This window comes from Streptomyces sp. NPDC031049, assembly GCF_055571015.1.
On record NZ_JBVIGC010000005.1, the window covers coordinates 178,045 to 197,909 of the forward strand.

Sequence of the window (19,865 nt, forward strand, 5' to 3'; positions counted from 1 at the left end):
GCACGAAATTTTGCTGAAACGCAGAGGGCCAACGTCGTCCCTCGGCACCTGAACATGCCACCTGACGACGACGGGAGAGCCGATGCGTACGCCGCGCCAGCCGTCCCAGCACTCCGCGAATGGCCAGAACTGGTCGTTCATGGATGCTCGCCCTGCTGCGCAGGGTATGTACGACCCCCGCAACGAGCACGACGCCTGCGGCGTCGGCTTCGTCGCCACCCTGACCGGCGAGGCGTCCCACACCCTGGTGGACCAGGCCCTGACCGTCCTGCGCAACCTGGAGCACCGCGGTGCCACCGGCTCCGAGCCGGACTCGGGCGACGGCGCCGGCATCCTCTCCCAGGTGCCCGACGCGTTCTTCCGCGAGGTGGCCGGATTCGAGCTGCCCGAGGCGGGGGCGTACGCCGCCGGCATCGCCTTCCTGCCGGTGGACGGCACCTCCGACGCCGTCGCGGCCATCGACGCGATCGCCGCCGAGGAGGGCCTGACCGTCCTCGGCTGGCGCGAGGTCCCCGTCGCCCCCGAGCTGCTCGGCGCCACCGCCCGCTCGACCATGCCGGCCTTCCGTCAGATCTTCGTCGCCGACGGCGCCTCGAAGGGCATCGACCTCGACCGCAAGGCCTTCGCGCTGCGCAAGCGCGCCGAGCGCGAGGTGGGCGTCTACTTCCCGTCGCTGTCCGCGCGGACCATCGTCTACAAGGGCATGCTCACCACGGGCCAGCTGGAGCCCTTCTTCCCGGACCTGTCCGACCGCCGCTTCGCCTCCGCGATCGCGCTCGTGCACTCCCGGTTCTCCACCAACACCTTCCCGAGCTGGCCGCTGGCCCACCCGTACCGCTTCGTCGCGCACAACGGCGAGATCAACACGGTCAAGGGCAACCGGAACTGGATGGCGGCCCGCGAGTCCCAGCTCGTCTCCGACCTGTTCGGCGACCAGGAGAAGATCGACCGGATCTTCCCGATCTGCACGCCCGACGCCTCCGACTCCGCCTCCTTCGACGAGGTCCTGGAGCTGCTCCACCTCGGCGGCCGCTCGCTGCCGCACTCGGTGCTGATGATGATCCCGGAGGCGTGGGAGAACCACGACTCCATGGACCCGGCCCGGCGCGCCTTCTACCAGTACCACTCCACGATGATGGAGCCCTGGGACGGCCCGGCCTGCGTCACCTTCACCGACGGCACCCAGGTCGGCGCGGTCCTCGACCGCAACGGCCTGCGCCCCGGCCGCTACTGGGTCACCGACGAAGGCCTCGTCGTCCTCGGCTCCGAGGTCGGCGTCCTGGACATCGACCCGGCCAGGGTCGTCCGCAAGGGCCGCCTCCAGCCCGGCCGCATGTTCCTCGTGGACACCGCCGAGCACCGCATCATCGAGGACGACGAGATCAAGGCCCAGCTCGCGGCGGAGAACCCGTACGCCGAGTGGCTGGAGGCCGGCGAGATCGAGCTGAGCGACCTGCCCGAGCGCGAGCACATCGTGCACACCCACGCCTCGGTCACCCGCCGCCAGCAGACCTTCGGCTACACCGAGGAGGAGCTGCGCGTCATCCTCGCGCCGATGGCCAAGTCCGGCGCCGAGCCGATCGGCTCGATGGGCACCGACTCGCCGATCGCCGCGCTCTCGGACCGCCCGCGGCTGCTCTTCGACTACTTCACGCAGCTGTTCGCGCAGGTCACCAACCCGCCGCTGGACGCCATCCGCGAGGAGCTGGTGACGTCGCTGCGGTCCTCCCTCGGCCCGCAGGGCAACCTGCTGGAGCCCACGGCCGCCTCCTGCCGCTCCGTCGTCCTGCCCTTCCCGGTCATCGACAACGACGAGCTGGCCAAGCTCATCCACATCAACGCCGACGGCGACATGCCCGGTTTCAAGGCCGCGACCCTCTCCGGCCTGTACCGGGTGCACGGCGGCGGGGACGCCCTCGCGGCCCGGATCGAGGAGATCTGCGCCGAGGCCGACGCGGCCATCGAGAACGGCGCCCGGCTGATCGTCCTGTCCGACCGGCACTCCGACGCCGAGCACGCGCCGATCCCGTCGCTGCTGCTCACCGCGGCCGTCCACCACCACCTCATCCGCACCAAGCAGCGCACCCAGGTGGGCCTGCTGGTCGAGGCCGGCGACGTCCGCGAGGTCCACCACGTCGCCCTGCTCATCGGCTACGGCGCCGCGGCCGTCAACCCCTACCTGGCGATGGAGACCGTCGAGGACCTGGTCCGCGCCGGCACCTTCCTCCCGGGCATCGAGCCCGAGCAGGCCATCCGCAACCTCATCTACGCCCTCGGCAAGGGCGTGCTGAAGGTCATGTCCAAGATGGGCATCTCCACCGTCGCCTCCTACCGCGGGGCCCAGGTCTTCGAGGCCGTCGGCCTGGACGAGGCCTTCGTCGCGAAGTACTTCAACGGCACCACCACCAAGATCGGCGGCGTCGGCATCGACGTCGTCGCCAAGGAGGTCGCCGCCCGGCACGCCAAGGCCTACCCGGCCTCCGGCATCGCCCCGGCGCACCGTGCCCTGGACATCGGCGGCGAGTACCAGTGGCGCCGCGAGGGCGAGCCGCACCTGTTCGACCCGGAGACGGTCTTCCGCCTCCAGCACTCCACCCGCGCCGGCAAGTACGACATCTTCAAGAAGTACACCGAGCGTGTGAACGAGCAGTCCGAGCGGCTGATGACGCTGCGCGGCCTGTTCGGCTTCAAGTCCGGCCGCACGCCGGTCCCGGTCGACGAGGTCGAGCCGGTCAGCGAGATCGTCAAGCGGTTCTCCACCGGCGCCATGTCGTACGGCTCCATCTCGCAGGAGGCGCACGAGACCCTCGCCATCGCCATGAACCAGCTGGGCGGCAAGTCCAACACCGGTGAGGGCGGCGAGGACCCCGAGCGCCTGTACGACCCGGCCCGCCGGTCCTCGATCAAGCAGGTCGCCTCCGGCCGCTTCGGCGTCACCAGCGAGTACCTGGTCAACTCCGACGACATCCAGATCAAGATGGCCCAGGGCGCCAAGCCCGGCGAGGGCGGCCAGCTGCCCGGCCACAAGGTCTACCCGTGGGTCGCGAAGACGCGTCACTCCACGCCGGGCGTGGGGCTCATCTCCCCGCCGCCGCACCACGACATCTACTCCATCGAGGACCTCGCCCAGCTGATCCACGACCTGAAGAACGCCAACCCCCAGGCGCGCATCCACGTCAAGCTGGTCTCCGAGGTCGGCGTCGGCACGGTCGCGGCGGGCGTGTCCAAGGCGCACGCGGACGTGGTGCTGATCTCCGGCCACGACGGCGGCACGGGTGCCTCCCCGCTCACCTCCCTGAAGCACGCGGGCGGCCCCTGGGAGCTGGGCCTGGCCGAGACCCAGCAGACCCTGCTGCTCAACGGCCTGCGCGACCGGATCGTCGTGCAGACCGACGGCCAGCTCAAGACCGGCCGCGACGTGGTCGTCGCCGCGCTGCTCGGCGCCGAGGAGTTCGGCTTCGCCACCGCGCCGCTGGTGGTCTCCGGCTGCGTCATGATGCGCGTCTGCCACCTGGACACCTGCCCGGTCGGTATCGCCACGCAGAACCCGGTGCTGCGCGACCGGTTCTCCGGCAAGGCCGAGTACGTGGTGAACTTCTTCCGGTTCATCGCCCAGGAGGTCCGCGAGCTCCTCGCCGAGCTGGGCTTCCGCTCCATCGACGAGGCCGTCGGCCACGCCGAGGTCCTCGACGTCACCCGCGCCGTCGACCACTGGAAGGCGCAGGGCCTGGACCTGGAGCCGCTGTTCCACGTGCCCGAGCTGCCCGAGGGCGCCGTCCGCCACCGGATCGTGGAGCAGGACCACGGCCTGGAGAAGGCGCTCGACAACGAGCTGATCAAGCTCGCCGCCGACGCGCTCAACGCCAACGGTGCCGCCGACGCCCAGCCGGTGCGCGCCCGGGTCGCCATCCGCAACATCAACCGCACGGTCGGCACCATGCTCGGCCACGAGGTGACCAAGAAGTTCGGTGGCGCGGGCCTGCCCGACGACACCATCGACATCACCTTCACCGGCTCCGCCGGCCAGTCCTTCGGTGCCTTCGTCCCGCGCGGCATCACGCTGCGCCTGGAGGGCGACGCCAACGACTACGTCGGCAAGGGCCTCTCCGGCGGCCGGATCGTCGTCAGGCCGGACCGCGGCGCCGACCACCTCGCCGAGTACAGCGTCATCGCGGGCAACACCATCGGCTACGGCGCCACCGGCGGCGAGATGTTCCTGCGCGGCAAGGTCGGCGAGCGGTTCTGCGTCCGCAACTCCGGCGCGACGGTCGTCTCCGAAGGCGTGGGCGACCACGGCTGCGAGTACATGACCGGCGGCCACGCGGTCGTCCTCGGCGAGACCGGGCGCAACTTCGCGGCCGGCATGTCCGGCGGCATCGCCTACGTCGTCGATCTCGACCGGGACAACGTCAACGCCGGCAACCTGGACGCGGTCGAGGCGCTGGACGACACCGACAAGCAGTGGCTGAAGGACGTCGTGCGCCGGCACCACGAGGAGACGGGCTCCACCGTCGCCGAGAAGCTGCTCGCCGAGTGGGACACGGCCGTGGAGCGCTTCAGCAAGATCATCCCCAGCACGTACAAGGCAGTGCTCGCCGCCAAGGACGCCGCCGAGCGAGCCGGTCTCTCCGAGTCCGAGACCCACGAGAAGATGATGGAGGCGGCGATCAATGGCTGACCCGAAGGGCTTTCTGAACCACGGCCGCGAGGTCGCCACGTCCCGTCCGGTCGAGGAGCGCCTCAAGGACTGGAACGAGGTCTACGTCCCCGGCTCCCTGCTGCCGATCATCAGCAAGCAGGCCAGTCGGTGCATGGACTGCGGCATCCCGTTCTGCCACAACGGCTGCCCGCTCGGGAACCTGATCCCCGAGTGGAACGACTACGCCTACCGCGAGGACTGGGGCGCCGCCTCCGAGCGGCTGCACGCCACCAACAACTTCCCGGAGTTCACCGGCCGCCTGTGCCCGGCTCCGTGCGAGTCGGCGTGCGTGCTCGGCATCAACCAGCCGCCGGTCACCATCAAGAACGTCGAGGTCTCCATCATCGACAAGGCGTGGGAGACCGGGGACGTCGCCCCGCAGATCCCCGAGCGCCTGTCCGGCAAGACCGTCGCCGTCATCGGCTCGGGCCCCGCGGGCCTGGCCGCCGCCCAGCAGCTCACCCGGGCCGGCCACACCGTCGCCGTCTACGAGCGGGCCGACCGCGTCGGCGGCCTCCTGCGGTACGGCATCCCCGAGTTCAAGATGGAGAAGCGGCACATCAACCGCCGTATCGAGCAGATGCGCGCGGAGGGCACCCGCTTCCGCACCGGCATCGAGATCGGCCGCGACCTGAAGGCGACGGACCTGAAGAAGCGGTACGACGCCGTCGTCCTGGCCGTCGGCGCCACCACCGCCCGCGACCTGCCCGTGCCGGGCCGCGAGCTGAACGGCATCCACCAGGCCATGGAGTACCTGCCGCTGGCCAACAAGGTCCAGGAGGGCGACTACGTGGCCCCGCCGATCACGGCCGAGGGCAAGCACGTCGTCGTCATCGGCGGCGGTGACACCGGCGCCGACTGCGTGGGCACCGCCCACCGCCAGGGCGCGGCCTCCGTCACCCAGCTGGAGATCATGCCCCGGCCGAACGACGAGCGGGACCCGCTGCACCAGCCCTGGCCGACGTTCCCGATGCTCTACAAGGTCACCTCCGCCCACGAGGAGGGCGGCGAGCGGGTCTACTCCGTCTCCACGACCCACTTCGAGGGCGACGAGGACGGCAACGTCCAGTGGCTGCACCTCACCGAGGTCGAGTTCGTCGACGGCAGGCTCACCCCCAAGCCGGGCACCGAGCGGAAGATCCCGGCCCAGCTGGTCACCCTCGCGATGGGCTTCACCGGCACCGACCGGGACAACGGCCTGGTGGACCAGTTCGGCCTGGAGCTGGACGAGCGCGGTAACATCGCTCGCGACGCCGACTTCCAGACCAACGTCCCGGGTGTGTTCGTCGCCGGTGACGCCGGCCGCGGACAGTCGCTCATCGTCTGGGCGATCGCGGAGGGCCGCTCGGCCGCCCGCGGCGTCGACCGGTTCCTGACCGGCGCCAGCGACCTGCCGGCGCCGATCCGCCCGACCGACCGGGCCCTGGCGGTCTGACCGCCACCCACACGTCCCGTACAACGGCGTACGGAACACAGACGGCGCCTGCCCCGTCCCCGACCGGACACAGGGCAGGCGCCGTCGCCTTGCGCCCGGGCCACGGGGGCCAGGCCTCGGGCCCAGGCCACGAGGTCCGGGCCCCGGGGACCGGGTCCGAAGGCCCTACGGCACCCGGAAGGTCTCCCCGTACATCTCCCACACCAGCGGCGTCCCCAGCTTCAGGTTCCCGGCCTGGAGGAACCGGCGCTGGGCGGTGTCGACGCGGGAGGTGTCGGCGTCCGGTTTGCGCTCCAGCATCGCCTCGCGGCGCACGTCCAGGAACGCGTCCAGGTACGCCTTCTCCGAGCCGCCCTGGGCCGGTGTCTTCGCCTTCTTCATCGCCCGTTCGCGCAGCCCGTAGAAACCGGCCGCGTCCGTGTCCGGCCCGTGGAAGACCATCGCGTCGTAGTACACGAACTGGCCCAGCGTGTTCAGTCCGTCGAGCTTGGCCAGCCGCACGGACGGCTCGAAGTAGACCCGGTCCCGCTCCTCCTCCTGCGCCCTGCGGAACTCGGGCAGCTTCGACTCGGCCTGCCAGGCCGCCGTGAAGCCGGGGTCCAGGCCCTCGTGCGAGTCGGTGCCGTCCACCTCGCGCAGCGCGGGCAGATAGCGCTCCAGACCGTTGCCGGGGTGCGCCTCGCTGTAGCGCTCGACCAGCATGAGCAGGTCGTGAGTGCCGGTGCAGAAGCCGATGATGCCGGCGGTGTAGCCGTCGCCGTCGCCGTGGTCCTCGATGCTGCCGTAGAGGCTGCGCCAGTCCAGGGTGGAGTTCTCGGCACTGGCCACCAGCCGCTGCGCCAGCTCCTTCTTCTCCGGCGCGGCCAGCCCCGGCGGCAGCTCGGCGATCAGCGCGTCGTCCTCCGCCCGCTCCTGCTCGGCCCGGCTCTTGGCCTCCTCCCGGGAGGTGTCGGCCGCGGCGATCGGCGGTGCCGGCGGCGGATCGTCCGAGCCCAGCGGCGACAGGAAGTACACCGCGGCCGTGGCGACCACCGGGACGGCGGCGAAGTACAGCACACCTTTGCGTTTCACGGTCAGACCCCTCCACCCAGCTCGGACACCTTGGCGACCGTCACGACGGCCAGCAGCACCAGCAGCGCCCCACAGGCCCCCGCCTGCACCCCCGCCTGCCGCCGGTCCCGGGGAGCGTACGCGAACGCCGCCGCGACCGCGCCGCCCGCCAGCAGCCCGCCCAGATGGCCCTGCCAGGAGGCGAACCCGGCGGACACCACCAGCCACACCAGCAGCAGGACCATGAAACGGTTGACCGCGGCCATGTCCGCGCCCAGCCGGCGGTGCAGGACGTAGTACGCGGCGCCCACCCCGAAGACCGCCCCGGACGCGCCGACCGACGCCTGCCAGGGGTCGGCGAGCAGCAGTTGCGCGACGGAACCGCCCAGCGCCGACAGCAGGTACAGCACGACGAAGCGGACCCGGCCGAGCATCAGCTCCACCACCCGCCCCAGCTGCCACAGCGCCACCATGTTCAACGTGATGTGCAGGACCGCGAAGGTGCCCTCGAACGGCGACAGGTGGAGGAAGGCACCGGTGAGCAACCGCTCCCACTCGCCGGCGGCGACACCCTCCTCCCGGAAGGACCCGAGGAAGTACGCGCCCTGCGGGGCGTAGTGGACGCCGTCCGGACCGACCAGCCGCGCACCGACCATCGAGAACCGGTCCACGATCTCCGGCCGGACCACCTCCGCCAGGTACGCGAGCACGTTCAGCGCGAACAGCACGTACGTCACCACGGGCGTCGCCGAGACCCGGCCGCCGGCGATGGTCCGGGCCTGCCGGACCGACCGCGCCCCCTCCTTCACACAGTCGGGGCACTGGTGGCCCACGGCCGCCTCACGCATGCAGTCGGGGCAGACGTACCGCTCGCAGCGGGTGCAGCGGACGTGGCACTCGACGGCGGGATGGCGGTAGCAGGTCGTGAGAGTGGATTCGGGATCCACGGCCGGCTCCTCGGGTGACGGGACGGACGGTGAGCGAGCCGGTGGGGACGGCGGCGAACAAAAATAGCGAACAGCTGTGCACGGGCCGAGAGGCGGGTCCCGCCGTGCCGTACGCTCGGCACCGGCTCAGCGGTACGACGGGGGAGGACACGCATGGCCGCGATCAGTCTCGAGAAGGTGCAGCGGACGGCGCCCGCGCTGGTCAGCCTGTACAAGACCGCCGGGGTGTCGCTGGCCAAGCACGGGCTGGACGGGCTGCGCGCCGCCGTCTACCTGGTGATCGACTACTCCGGTTCCATGCGGCCGTACTACAAGGACGGCAGCGTGCAGGCGCTCGCCGACCGGGTGCTGGGGCTCTCCGCCCACCTCGACGACGACGGGACCGTGCCGGTCGTCTTCTTCTCCACCGACGTCGACGCCGTCACCGACATCCGGCTCAGCGGCCACGAGGGGCGCGTCGAGCGGATCGTGGCCGGCCTCGGACACATGGGAAAGACCAGCTACCACCTGGCCATGGACGCCGTCATCGACCACTACCTGGACAGCGGCTCCACCGAGCCGGCGCTGGTCGTCTTCCAGACCGACGGCGGCCCGGTCAGCAAGCTCGCCGCCGAGAAGTACCTGTGCAAGGCCGCCCGGCTCCCGCTGTTCTGGCAGTTCATCGGCTTCGGCGACCCGCACAGCAAGCAGTTCGACTTCCTGCGCAGGCTGGACGAACTGCCGGTGCCGGCGAGGCGGGTGGTGGACAACGCGGGCTTCTTCCACGCGGGGGAGGACCCGCGGAAGGTCTCCGACACGGACCTCTACGACCGGCTGGTGGGCGAGTTCCCCCAGTGGCTCACGGCGGCCAGGGCACGGGGAGTCCTCCGGTAGGGGGCCGACCGCGACGATCCCGCGCCCCCCCCGGCCGCACCGCCGAAGCGTCCCTACGTGTCGCACTCCAGTACCGTCCGGCACAACCCGCACCGCGCCCGCACCCGCCCCCGCACCGGCACCCGGATCCGCTGGTGACAGGTCGGACAGGGGAACGACACCCGCAGCGGACCGTGCCCGTCCGGCGTGAAGGAGTACGGCACCCCCTCCCCGGAACCACCGGCGTGCCGGTCCTGGGCGTGCCGCCGGTCCCGGGCGTAGCGGCGCCGCCCCGCCCAGCCGGCGGCGGTCAGCGGCGGCTGCTGCCCGTCCCGGCGGGCCCGCGCCATGCCCTTGGTGTACGCCGTGTACGCCTGCGGACTGGTGAACCACACCGACGGGTCCTCGCCGAACACCAGCGCCCGCTTGGCCAGGACGTACCCGAACTCCTCCGGCGTCAGATACCCCAGCTTCTGCGAGGACGCCGAGTCCTCCCGGTAGGCGTCCAGCAGCAGCCAGCCCGCGCCCAGGTAGGTCGTCGCCGTGTCCGTGAGGATCTCGTTGTCCCGGGTGCCGGGGAAGGACAGCCCCAGACGGTGCAGGTACACGTGCATCACCTCGTGCGCGAGGGCCGCGCCGATGTCCCGGCGATGCGTGCGGAAGCGGTCGTTCAGCTCGACGAAGTACTCCGGGCCCGCGGCCAGCTCGACGTTGGCCGCGTGGGTCATCTCCCGGAACGAGACGATCAGGCGCGCGTCCGGCAGCCGGTAGTGCCGCACCAGCTCGCGCGCCACCCGCTGCGCCCCCAGGTGGAGGTCGTCGGTGTCGCAGAACGCCACGTCGGCGGGGGCCACGCTCGCCGAGAACGTCCGGATGGTGTCGTAGGACAGCCGTCTGTACAGCGCCGTGACGGCCTCCCGCACCGTCTCCAGGTGTGGAAAGCCGTGCTCGACCGGCCCGCCGTTCGCCACGCCCTGACCCCCAGACGCCCTGAACCCCTCTCCACTGTACGGCGAGCGCCGGGCAGCGGCCCGGAAACCATGGGGTGCCGGACCCGGCACCCTGGCAGAATCCGGCCCGTGACCAGCGAACAGCACTCCCTCGCCACCGGCACGCTCGAGGTGGGCGGGCAGGACGACGACCTGGAACAGCGGCTCGACGACGAGCTGACCGCCTTCAACACCGCCGCCGCCGACGGCGCCCGCACCGAGCCCCTGACCGTCCGCGTCACCGACGACGCCGGTGAGCTGATCGGCGGACTCACCGCCTGGACCTGGGGGTCGCTGGCCTCCGTGGACATGCTGTGGGTCCGCGAGGACCAGCGGCACGCCGGCTGGGGGAGCCGGCTGATGCGCGCGGCGGAGGAGGAGGCGGCCCGGCGCGGCTGCACCGACATGATCGTCTCCACGTACAGCTTCCAGGCCCCCGGCTTCTACCCCCGGCTCGGCTTCCGCGAGCGCGGACGCATCGAGGGCGTGCCGGGCGGACACGAGGACGTCTACTTCCACAAGCGCGTCGGGACCGCGGCGCAGGCGTGACCCGCGGCGGGCGCCCGCCTCCTGGCCGCCATGCCGGCCGGGAGCGGGTCGCGGATCTGCTGGGCGCCGAGTCGTGAGACGGCGCGCTGTCGCCGGCCGCCCTGCCCGTAGGGTGAGCCCCCATGACCACCAGCAACACCGGAACCGGAGCCGACGCCGTCGACCCCGCCGTCCGCGAGGAGCTCGCCCGGCTGCGCGACAGCATCGACAACATCGACGCGGCCGTCGTCCACATGCTCGCCGAGCGCTTCAAATGCACCCAGCAGGTCGGCCACCTCAAGGCCCGCCACCAGCTGCCGCCCGCCGACCCGGCCCGCGAGGCCCGGCAGATCGCCCGGCTGCGAGCCCTGGCCGAGAGCGCCAAGCTGGACCCGGCGTTCGCCGAGAAGTTCCTGAACTTCATCATCGGTGAAGTGATCCGCCACCACGAGCGGATCGCCGAGGACACCGGCAACGGCGCCGCCCCGGTCCCCGACTGACCGCCACGGCGCCACCCCGGTCCGACCGACCGCCGTGCGGACGGGTCGGCGCCGGACGGGCGCACGGCGCGCCCCGCGTCGCGCGCGCCCGTCCGTGAAGCGCGCGCCCCGCGGCCCGGCCCGGACACCGGTCGACTGCCGGGCCGCCTCTGTGCCGTCCCCCCGCCATCAGGCAGCATGGCCTGCATGTCCGTACTGACGCGCGACGAAGCGCAGACCCGTGCCCGGCTCCTCGACGTCCACCACTACACGATCGCCCTGGACCTGACCGGTGGGGACGACACCTTCGACTCCCGGACCACCGTCCGGTTCACCGTCCGCGGCGACCAGAACGCCACGGACACCTTCGTCGAGGTCAAGCCCGCCGAGCTGCGCGCCGTCACCCTCGACGGACACCCCCTCGACACCCAGACCCTGGACGGCAACCGGCTGCCGCTGAAGAACCTCACCCCCGGCGAGCACGAACTCCACGTCGGCGCGGCCATGCGCTACTCCCGCACCGGCGAGGGCATGCACCGCTTCACCGACCCCGCCGACGGCGAGACCTACGTCTACACCCAGCTGTTCCTCGACGACGTCCAGCGCGTCTTCGCCGCCTTCGACCAGCCCGACCTGAAGGCCGTCTTCGACCTCACCGTCCGCGCCCCCGAGGGCTGGACCGTCCTCGCCAACGGCGTCGCCGAACACACCGGCGACGGCCTCTGGCGGGCCGCCACCACCCCGCCGATCTCCACCTACCTCGTCGCCGTCGCCGCCGGCCCCTGGCACTCGGTGCGCACCGAGCACCGCGGCCTGCCCTTCGGCATCCACTGCCGCCGCTCGCTCGCCCCGCACCTGGACGCCGACGCCGACGAACTCCTCGACGTCACCCGGGCCCTGTTCGACCGCTACCACGAGAAGTTCGCCGAGCCCTACCCCTTCGACTCCTACGACCAGGCGTTCGTACCCGAGTTCAACGCCGGCGCCATGGAGAACCCGGGCCTGGTCACCTTCCGCGACGAGTTCGTCTTCCGCTCCGCCGTCACCGACACCGAGCGGCAGACGCGGGCCATGGTGATCGCCCACGAGATGGCCCACATGTGGTTCGGCGACCTCGTCACCCTCACGTGGTGGGACGACATCTGGCTGAACGAGTCCTTCGCCGAGTACATGGGCTACCAGACCTGCGCCGAGGCCACCCGCTTCACCGACACCTGGACCGACTTCGCGGTCGCCCGCAAGGCCTGGGGCTACGACGCCGACCAGCGGCCCTCCACCCACCCCGTCGCCCCCGAGAACGTCCAGGACACCGCCTCCGCCCTGCTCAACTTCGACGGCATCTCCTACGCCAAGGGCGCCTCCGCGCTGCGGCAACTGGTCGCCTGGCTCGGTGAGAAGGACTTCCTCGCCGGCATCAACGTCCACTTCGAACGGCACAAGTTCGCCAACGCCGGCCTCGCCGACTTCATCGACTCCCTCGCCGCCGCCACCGACCGCGACGTCCACGCCTGGGCCGACGCCTGGCTGCGCACGACGGGAGTCGACACGCTCACCGCACGCGTCACACCGGGTCAGAGCGGCACCCGCGCCCTCTCCGTCGAGCGCACCGGCAGCCGCCCGCACCGCATCGCCGTCGGCCTCTACGACCACGACCTCACCGACGAGGGCCGGCTCACCCTGCGCGAACGCCTCGACCTCGACGTCCCGCAGTCCGGACCCCGCCCCATCGGCAAGCCCCCGGCGCTGCTCCTCCTCAACGACGGCGACCTGTCCTACGCCAAGGTCCGCTTCGACCCCGAGTCCTTCCAGGCGGTCCTCGACCACCTCTCCGGGCTGCCCGACCCGCTCACCCGCGCCGTCGTCTGGAACGCCCTGCGCGACGCCGTCCGCGACGGCGAACTGCCCCCCGGCGCCTACCTGGAGGCCGCCCGCACCCACCTGCCGCGCGAGCGGGACCTCGCCGTCGTCCAGGGCGTCCTGGCCTTCGCCCACTCCCACATCGCCGACCGCTACGTCACCCCCGAGCGGCGGCCCGCCGCCCTCGCCACCCTCACCGCCCTGTGCCGCGACCTCATCCGCCGCACCGAGGACGGCGACCACCCCGGGCTCCGCCTGATCGCCGTCCGGCACCGCATCGACACCGCCGCCCACCCCGACACCATCGCCGCCTGGCTCGCCGACGGCACCGTCCCCGGCGGCCCCGAACTCGACCCGGAACTGCGCTGGCGCATCCTCACCCGGCTCGCCGTCCTCGGCGCCACCGACGAGGCCGCCATCGCCGCCGAGCTCGACCGCGACCCCAGCGCGGTCGGCCGGGAGGGCGCCGCCCGCTGCCGCGCCGCGCTGCCCGACCCCGAGGCCAAGGCCCGCGCCTGGGACGCCATGTTCGCCGCCGACGACCGGGCCGAGCTGTCCAACTACCTGTTCACGGCCACCGCCCAGGGCTTCTGGCAGCCCGAGCAGGCCGACCTCGTACGGGACTACGTGCCCCGCTACTACCGGGACGCGGTCGCCGTCGCCGCCCGGCGCGGCCCCGCCATCGCCGTGGCCGCCGGGCGCTGGGCGTTCCCCGCCCACGCCGTCGACGCCGGCACCCTGCGCCTGGGCGAGCAGTGCCTCGCCGACGCAGACCCCGTCCCCGCCCTGCGGCGCCAGCTCGCCGACCAGCTCGACGACCTGGCCCGCGCACTGCGGGTGCGCGAGGCCGACGGCGACTGACGCCGCGCCGCGGGGAGGGACGCGCGGCCGGACCCGGCACCACCGGACCACCGGCCGCCCGCCCCCACCCGACCGGCCCTCCCGGCCTGCTGCCACCGGCCGTCCGCGCCTGCGCCCCCGCCCACTGTCCCCGGCCGCCCCGCGCCCTGCCCCCGACCCGCCGGCCACCCCCGCCCGCTGTGGCCGGCAGGCCGTCTTCACCTGCTGTTCCCCGACGGGCCGTGCGCGGCCGTCCCCGAGCGGCTGTCCTCCTCCGCTGCCGCCGGCCGGCCGCCCCCGCCCGCCGTCCCGCCCGGCCAACCTCACCTGCCGTCCCCGACCGGCCGGTCGGCCCCCGCCCGCCATCCCCAACCGGCCGTCCCCGGTGGGCAGTACACCCTTTCGGGTTCCGATCGACGGCCTTTCGGGGCGCGCGTCCGCGGCGGCGTACAAGCTGGAGCGGCCATCTCCCCGCGCCGCTGAGGACAGCCCATGAGCACGCCGCCGCCCCCCGCCCCGGACCCCGGACGCCCCGACGGCCCCGACGGCCCCCACGGCAGTGAGGGCCACGCAGGCACCGAAGGCCGGGAAGGCGCCGAAGGCCCGGCAGCCCCCGAAGGCGTCGATGCCCTCGGGCCGTTGCTCGACACCGTCCTCGACGCCCTGCGCGCCGGGACCCGGGCCCGGGGCGGTCCCTTCCCCGCAGGCGGACCCGACGCCGTCGCCGCCAGGCTCCGCGAGGCCGTCGGGGACGTCCTGCCCGAGCGGGGCGACCCCGGCGCCCTGCGCACCCTGGTCACCGCCCTCACCGAGGGCGCCGCCGACCCGGCCCACCCCCTGTGCGCCGCCCACCTGCACGGACCGCCCCTCGCCGTCGCCACCGCCGCCGACCTCGCCGCCTCCGCGCTCAACCCCTCCCTCGACTCCTGGGACCAGGCCCCGGCCGCCGCCGAACTGGAAGCCCTGGTCACCCGCACCCTCGCCCGGGCGGCCGGTGCCGCCGACGCCCTCGTCACCACCGGCGCCACCGAGTCCAACCAGCTCGCCCTGCTGCTCGCCCGCGAGATCCACGGCCCGGACGTCCGCCTCGTCCACGGCACCAACGCCCACCACTCCCTGCCCCGCGCCGCCTGGCTGCTCGGCCTGCCCCGGCCCGTCGCCGTCCCCGCCCCCACCGGCACCCTCGACCCCGCCGCCCTCGACACCGCCCTCGACGGCCTGCCCGGCCCCGTCGTCGTGGCCGCCACCGCCGGCACCACCGACGCCGGACTCATCGACCCGCTGCCCGAGATCGCCGACCGCTGCGCCACCCACGGCGCCCGCCTGCACATCGACGCCGCCTACGGCGGAGGCCTCCTCCTCAGCGACCGGCACCGGGCCAAGGTCACCGGCCTCGACCGCGCCCACACCATCGCCCTCGACCTGCACAAACTGGGCTGGCAGCCCCTGGCCGCCGGCCTCCTCGCCGTCCACGACCCGGACGACCTCGCCCCCCTCCACCAGCGCGCCGACTACCTCAACCCCGACGACGACACCGATGCCGGCCTGCCCGACCTGCTCGGCCGGTCCCTGCGCACCAGCCGGCGCCCCGACGTCCTGAAGATCGCCGTCACCCTCAAGACGCTCGGCCGCGAGGGCCTCGGCACCCTCGTCGACCGGGTCTGCGCCCACGCCCGCCGACTCGCCGCCCTCGTCACCGGCCACCCGCGCTTCGAGCTGTACGCCCCGCCCACCATCAGCACGGTCCTCTTCCGGCCCGTCGGCGCACCCGACGACACCGTCGCCGCCCTGCGCCGCCGCCTCCTCACCGACGGCCGGGCCGTCCTCGGCCGCGCCCGCCTCGACGGCCGCCTCTGGCTCAAGGCCACCCTCCTCAACCCGCACGCCCGGCCCGCCGACCTGGCCGCGCTGCTCACCCTCGTAGAGACCACCCTCCTGGACCCGACCCCCGCGGAAGGACACACCCCCCGATGACCAGCGCCCCCGCAACCGACGCCGCCCGCGACCTCGTCGGCATCGGCATCGGCCCCTTCAACCTCTCCCTGGCCGCCCTCGCCCACCCCCTCGGCGACCTCGACGCCGTCTTCTACGACCAGCGCCCCGCCTTCCACTGGCACCCCGGCCTGCTCGTCGACGGCGCCCGGATCCAGGTCCCCTTCCTCGCCGACCTCGTCACCCTCGCCGACCCCGCCAGCCCCTGGAGCTTCCTCAACTACCTCAAGACCCGCGAGCGCCTCTTCCCCTTCTACTTCGCCGAGCGCTTCCACATCCAGCGCGCCGAGTACGACGCCTACTGCCGCTGGGTCGCCGAGAACCTGCCCGCCCTCCGCTTCGGCCACCAGGTCGACGCCGTCCGCTTCAACCCCGAACGCGACGTCTTCGAGGTCGACTACACCCAGCTCGACGCCGACGGCGAGGCCGAAGCCCTCGGCCGCACCCACACCCGCACCCTCGTCCTCGGCATCGGCACCGAGCCGTACGTCCCCGAACCCCTGCGTCCCCTGGCCGACACCCCCGGCGTGCCCGTGCTGCACGCCGCCGACTACCTCGACCACCGCGACGCGCTCCTCGCCGCCGACCACGTCACCGTCGTCGGCACCGGCCAGTCGGGCGCCGAGATCTTCCTCGACCTGCTGCGCCACCGGCCCGCCGGACGGGAGCGACTCCACTGGATCGGCCGCAGCGGCGCCTTCGCGCCCATGGAGTACTCCAAGCTCGGCCTCGAACACTTCACCCCCGACTACACCCGCTACTTCCACGCCCTCGCCGAACCCGTCCGCGACCGCCTCGTCGGCTCCCAGTGGCAACTGCACAAGGGCATCGACGCCGACACCCTCACCGCCATCCACGACGAGCTGTACCGCCGCACCCTGCACGGAGGCTGGCCCGACACCGTCCTCACCCCCGGCGTCCGCGTCCGCACCGCCGGTCGCGTCGCCACCACCAAGGTGGAACTGCACCTCGAACACACCGAGCAGAACACCCGCTCCCGGCTCACCACGGACGCCGTCGTCCTCGCCACCGGCTACCGCGAGCGCCCCCTCGACCGCATCCTCGCCGGACTCGACCCCTACCTGCGCCGCGACAGCAGCGAACGCCCCCGCGTCGACGAGCACTTCCGCCTCGTCCTCGACCCCTGCGTCACCGGCTCCGGCTGCCGCGTCTACGTCCAGAACGCCGAGACCCACACCCACGGCGTCGGCACCCCCGACCTCGGCCTCGCCGCCTGGCGCAGCGCCACCATCCTCAACGACCTGACGGGACGCGAACCGTACCCGCTGCCCCGGCGCACGGCCTTCACCACGTTCGGCCTCGAACCGCAGCGGCCCCAGCTCCCGGCCCCACGCGAGGTGAAGGTGCTCACCCCGCTCGCGGACGGAATCTGAGGCCGCACTCACCCCCGAGGGCTCAGAACACCGGCGTGCCGTCCCGCGTCAGCCGCCAGTCCACCGACGCGAAGTCCGCCGGGTCCAGCACACCCCGCGCGGTCACCCACTCCGCGATCCGCGTACGGATCTCCGTCGACTCCGACCACAGCTCCCGCGCCGACGCCACGTGCGGGAACGCACCACCGCCGTTGGCCCGGTAGTTGTTCACCGCCAGCACGAACTGCCGCGCGTCGTCCAGCGGAGCACCGCCGTAGGACAGGTTCCGGATCCGCGAACCGGCCGGCTGCGCGATGTCGATGTCGTACGTCAGCCCCGACACGTAGTCGTAGTTGTAGTCCGGCCGGCCGCCCGCGTTCGTCAGCTTCGCCACGTCGACGGGCGCACCGGCCGCCGTCCGCACGTAGTACTCCGCCGAGTACTCCAGGTAGGCCCGCAGCTGCGCCCCCGTCAGCAGCTTCGCCACCAGCGTGTTGTCGTACACGTACAGACTCGACAGATCCCGGATCGTCACGTCCCCGGCCGGGATCTCGGACGTCCGCGAGAACGGCGACGCCTGCGCCAGCACCGGCAGCGCCGCGTACTCCGTGCCCTTCAGCGCCTCCCTGACCACGTCCTCCTGGACCTTCGTGATCAGGTCGATGACCGGCGCGTCCTTGTACCGCGCCTCCGCCGTCGTCAGCGTCTGCGTCGCCGTGCCGACGACCTGGTTGACGTACGCCACCACCTTCGCGTGCTCGTCCCCGAGCAGCTCGGTGATCCGCGGGTCGTCCGGGACGGTGTTGGAGTTGCGCAGCGAGGCCCTGACCGACTCGACGTGCCACCGGCCCCGGTCGAAGACCAGCTCGAAGTCGAACAGGGCCAGCCGCTCGGCATAGCACAGCGGCTCCGACAGCACGACCGTCCTCCCGGTCTCCTCGTTGACGACCTTCAGCTCCGGGATCTCCACGTGCGCGTGACCGACCAGGATCGCGTCGATGCCCGGCACCAGACGGGCCACGTTCGCCGCCGCGTTCTCCACGTACGGCAGCTGGTCACCGTAGGAGGACGTGCCCGAGGACCCCGAGTGCGCCGACACCACCACCACGTCCGCGCCCATCGACCGCAGCTTCGGCACCCACTTCGCCGCCTGCTCCTCCAGCCCCGGGAACGCCAGCTTCCCCTGCACGTACGCCTTGTCCCAGATCGCGATGCCCGGGTTGGTCAACCCCAGCACGGCCACCTTCACCGGCGGCGCGCCCTTCACCCGGAACGTCTTCATGAAATACGGCGGGAAGGCCGGCTTCAGCGTCCTCGCGTCGACCGCGTTCGCACCGAGCAGCGGGAAATCGCACTGCTCCTCGAACTTCCGCAGCGTCTCGATGCCGTAGTTGAACTCGTGGTTGCCGAGCGCCACCGCGTCGTACCCGATCGCGTTCATCGCCTGCGCCATCGGGTGCACCGGCCCGCCCTCGGCGGTGATCGGATCGACCTTCGCGTAGTAGTACGTCAGCGGGGTGCCCTGGATCGTGTCGCCCGCGTCCAGCAGCAGCGTGTTGCCCCGGCCCTTCTCCTCGCGGACCTGGTCCACCAGCGTCGAGATCCGCGCCAGCCCCTGGACGTTGCCCTGCGCGTCGCCGTACTCGGCGTCCTTGAAGTAGTCCCAGTTGAAGACGTGCCCGTGCAGGTCGGTGGTGCCCATCACGGTCAGCGCGTAGCGCTTGGCCTTGCGCCGCCCCTGCCGCCCGTCCGCGGCCTCGGCCGCCGGAGCCGTCGCCCCGCCGGCCAGGGCCACCCCCGCCCCCGTCACAGCGGACCTCTGCAAGAACTTCCGGCGGTTCAACGGCATGGGTGACTCTCCCTGACGTGCGGAACGGCAACGACGCGCGTGGATGACGCGCGTAGACAACGTTCGAAGATTCTGACCGCTCCACACCGGACGCAACAGCCCCGCGGGGTTGCGAGTTGGTGACCGATGAGGGCCGGCAACGGACGCGGAGTGACACAGTGGGACGTATGACCACGCCGACGCCCGCAGCAGGACCGGTGCCCTACGGCACCCCCGACGCCCCCCGCATCGCCGTCCGCGGCGAGGCACGCCTCGAGGTCGACCCGGAGATCGCCCGCATCGGCATCTCCGTCCACGCCCGCGGCCGGGACCGCCGCAGCGCCCTCGACGACCTCACCCGCCGCAACGCCGCCGTCCTCGACCTGGTCAAGTCCTACGGCGACGCCGCCGAGCGCGTCGAGACGGGCGCCTTCTCCCTCACACCCCAGCTCACCAAACACGGCCGGGGCGAACGGGTGCGCACCTACCAGGGCACCGTCCACATCACCGCAGAACTCACCGACTTCACCGCCCTCGGCGAACTCACCACCCGCCTCGCCGACCTCGACCTCACCCGCGTCGACGGCCCCTGGTGGAGCCTGCGGCCCGACTCGCCCGCCCACCGGCGCGCCCGCCAACAGGCGGTCCGGGAGGCCGTGCAGCGGGCCAGGGAGTACGCGGAGGCACTGGGCACGACCCTCGCGGCGCTCGTGGAACTGGCCGACACCGGCGCGGAGAACCCCGTGGCGGCCTTTCCGCCCCCGCCCGGCGGCCGGATGCGCGCCGTCTCCTACGCCGGCGCCACCGAGGACGCCGCGGCGGCCCCGCTCGACCTCGAACCCCAGCGGCAGCAGGTGTACGCGGCGGTGAACGCGCGCTTCACGATGGCACCGCCGTCCCTGTCGGCATAGGCGCGCCCGGCGGAAATCGAAAAGCCCTCGGCAAAGGACGCCAATTGCTCATCGGAGCGGCCCGCCGCACAATTCAACACTTGTC

The 19,865-nt window shown here is 72.6% G+C and carries 13 protein-coding genes; 9 read left to right on the forward strand and 4 right to left on the reverse strand.

Annotated elements, in window-relative coordinates; genetic code table 11:
* Positions 1-82: 82 nt before the first annotated feature.
* Both gltB and ACZ45Q_RS10725 read left to right on the forward strand, forming a co-directional pair.
* Complete coding sequence (gene gltB / locus ACZ45Q_RS10720; RefSeq protein ID WP_468257974.1) at positions 83-4,678, forward strand: glutamate synthase large subunit; 4,596 nt, start codon at positions 83-85, stop codon at positions 4,676-4,678.
* The gene (locus ACZ45Q_RS10725) at positions 4,671-6,134 is read left to right on the forward strand and encodes a glutamate synthase subunit beta (protein WP_468257977.1); all 1,464 of its coding nucleotides are present in this window, start codon (positions 4,671-4,673) and stop codon (positions 6,132-6,134) included. The genes gltB and ACZ45Q_RS10725 overlap by 8 nt, the downstream gene beginning before the upstream one ends.
* A gap of 165 nt (positions 6,135-6,299) precedes the next feature.
* Here the strand turns inward: ACZ45Q_RS10725 and ACZ45Q_RS10730 are convergent, their stop codons facing one another.
* Positions 6,300-7,205: a chitosanase gene (locus tag ACZ45Q_RS10730; protein WP_468257980.1), complete on the reverse strand. Its 906-nt coding sequence runs from the start codon at positions 7,203-7,205 to the stop codon at positions 6,300-6,302.
* A 2-nt stretch (positions 7,206-7,207) separates the two neighbouring features.
* Positions 7,208-8,131 carry a rhomboid family intramembrane serine protease gene (locus tag ACZ45Q_RS10735; RefSeq protein WP_468257983.1) on the reverse strand — a complete coding sequence of 308 codons (924 nt, stop codon included), beginning with the start codon at positions 8,129-8,131 and terminating at the stop codon, positions 7,208-7,210.
* A gap of 153 nt (positions 8,132-8,284) precedes the next feature.
* Here ACZ45Q_RS10735 and ACZ45Q_RS10740 point away from each other — a divergent pair, with 153 nt between their 5' ends.
* Positions 8,285-9,004 (forward strand): vWA domain-containing protein, encoded by a 720-nt coding sequence (locus ACZ45Q_RS10740; protein ID WP_468257986.1) that lies wholly within the window; start codon positions 8,285-8,287, stop codon positions 9,002-9,004.
* Between the two features lie 53 nt (positions 9,005-9,057).
* Here the strand turns inward: ACZ45Q_RS10740 and ACZ45Q_RS10745 are convergent, their stop codons facing one another.
* On the reverse strand, positions 9,058-9,954 hold the full coding sequence (locus ACZ45Q_RS10745) for a hypothetical protein (RefSeq protein ID WP_468257989.1): 897 nt from the start codon (positions 9,952-9,954) through the stop codon (positions 9,058-9,060).
* Positions 9,955-10,062: 108 nt separating this feature from the next.
* Here ACZ45Q_RS10745 and ACZ45Q_RS10750 point away from each other — a divergent pair, with 108 nt between their 5' ends.
* From ACZ45Q_RS10750 to ACZ45Q_RS10770, 5 genes are all read left to right on the forward strand, one after another.
* Positions 10,063-10,521: a GNAT family N-acetyltransferase gene (locus ACZ45Q_RS10750; protein ID WP_468257991.1), complete on the forward strand. Its 459-nt coding sequence runs from the start codon at positions 10,063-10,065 to the stop codon at positions 10,519-10,521.
* Between the two features lie 122 nt (positions 10,522-10,643).
* A complete protein-coding gene (locus ACZ45Q_RS10755; protein WP_468257994.1) occupies positions 10,644-11,000 on the forward strand; it encodes a chorismate mutase in 357 nt (118 codons plus the stop codon).
* 186 nt (positions 11,001-11,186) lie between these two features.
* Positions 11,187-13,697 (forward strand): aminopeptidase N, encoded by a 2,511-nt coding sequence (gene pepN / locus ACZ45Q_RS10760; RefSeq protein WP_468257997.1) that lies wholly within the window; start codon positions 11,187-11,189, stop codon positions 13,695-13,697.
* Positions 13,698-14,168: 471 nt separating this feature from the next.
* Positions 14,169-15,650 carry a pyridoxal phosphate-dependent decarboxylase family protein gene (locus ACZ45Q_RS10765; protein ID WP_468258000.1) on the forward strand — a complete coding sequence of 494 codons (1,482 nt, stop codon included), beginning with the start codon at positions 14,169-14,171 and terminating at the stop codon, positions 15,648-15,650.
* Entirely contained in the window at positions 15,647-17,062 is a 1,416-nt protein-coding gene (locus ACZ45Q_RS10770; protein WP_468258003.1) for a lysine N(6)-hydroxylase/L-ornithine N(5)-oxygenase family protein, read from the forward strand. Before ACZ45Q_RS10765 ends, ACZ45Q_RS10770 begins: the two co-directional genes overlap by 4 nt.
* Before the next feature lie 22 nt (positions 17,063-17,084).
* On the opposite strand, the gene ACZ45Q_RS10775 is transcribed toward ACZ45Q_RS10770, so the two are convergent.
* The gene (locus tag ACZ45Q_RS10775) at positions 17,085-18,890 is read right to left on the reverse strand and encodes a bifunctional metallophosphatase/5'-nucleotidase (protein ID WP_468258006.1); all 1,806 of its coding nucleotides are present in this window, start codon (positions 18,888-18,890) and stop codon (positions 17,085-17,087) included.
* Between the two features lie 167 nt (positions 18,891-19,057).
* On the opposite strand from ACZ45Q_RS10775, the gene ACZ45Q_RS10780 reads away from it, so the two are divergent.
* On the forward strand, positions 19,058-19,780 hold the full coding sequence (locus ACZ45Q_RS10780; RefSeq protein WP_468258009.1) for an SIMPL domain-containing protein: 723 nt from the start codon (positions 19,058-19,060) through the stop codon (positions 19,778-19,780).
* Positions 19,781-19,865: the final 85 nt, after the last annotated feature.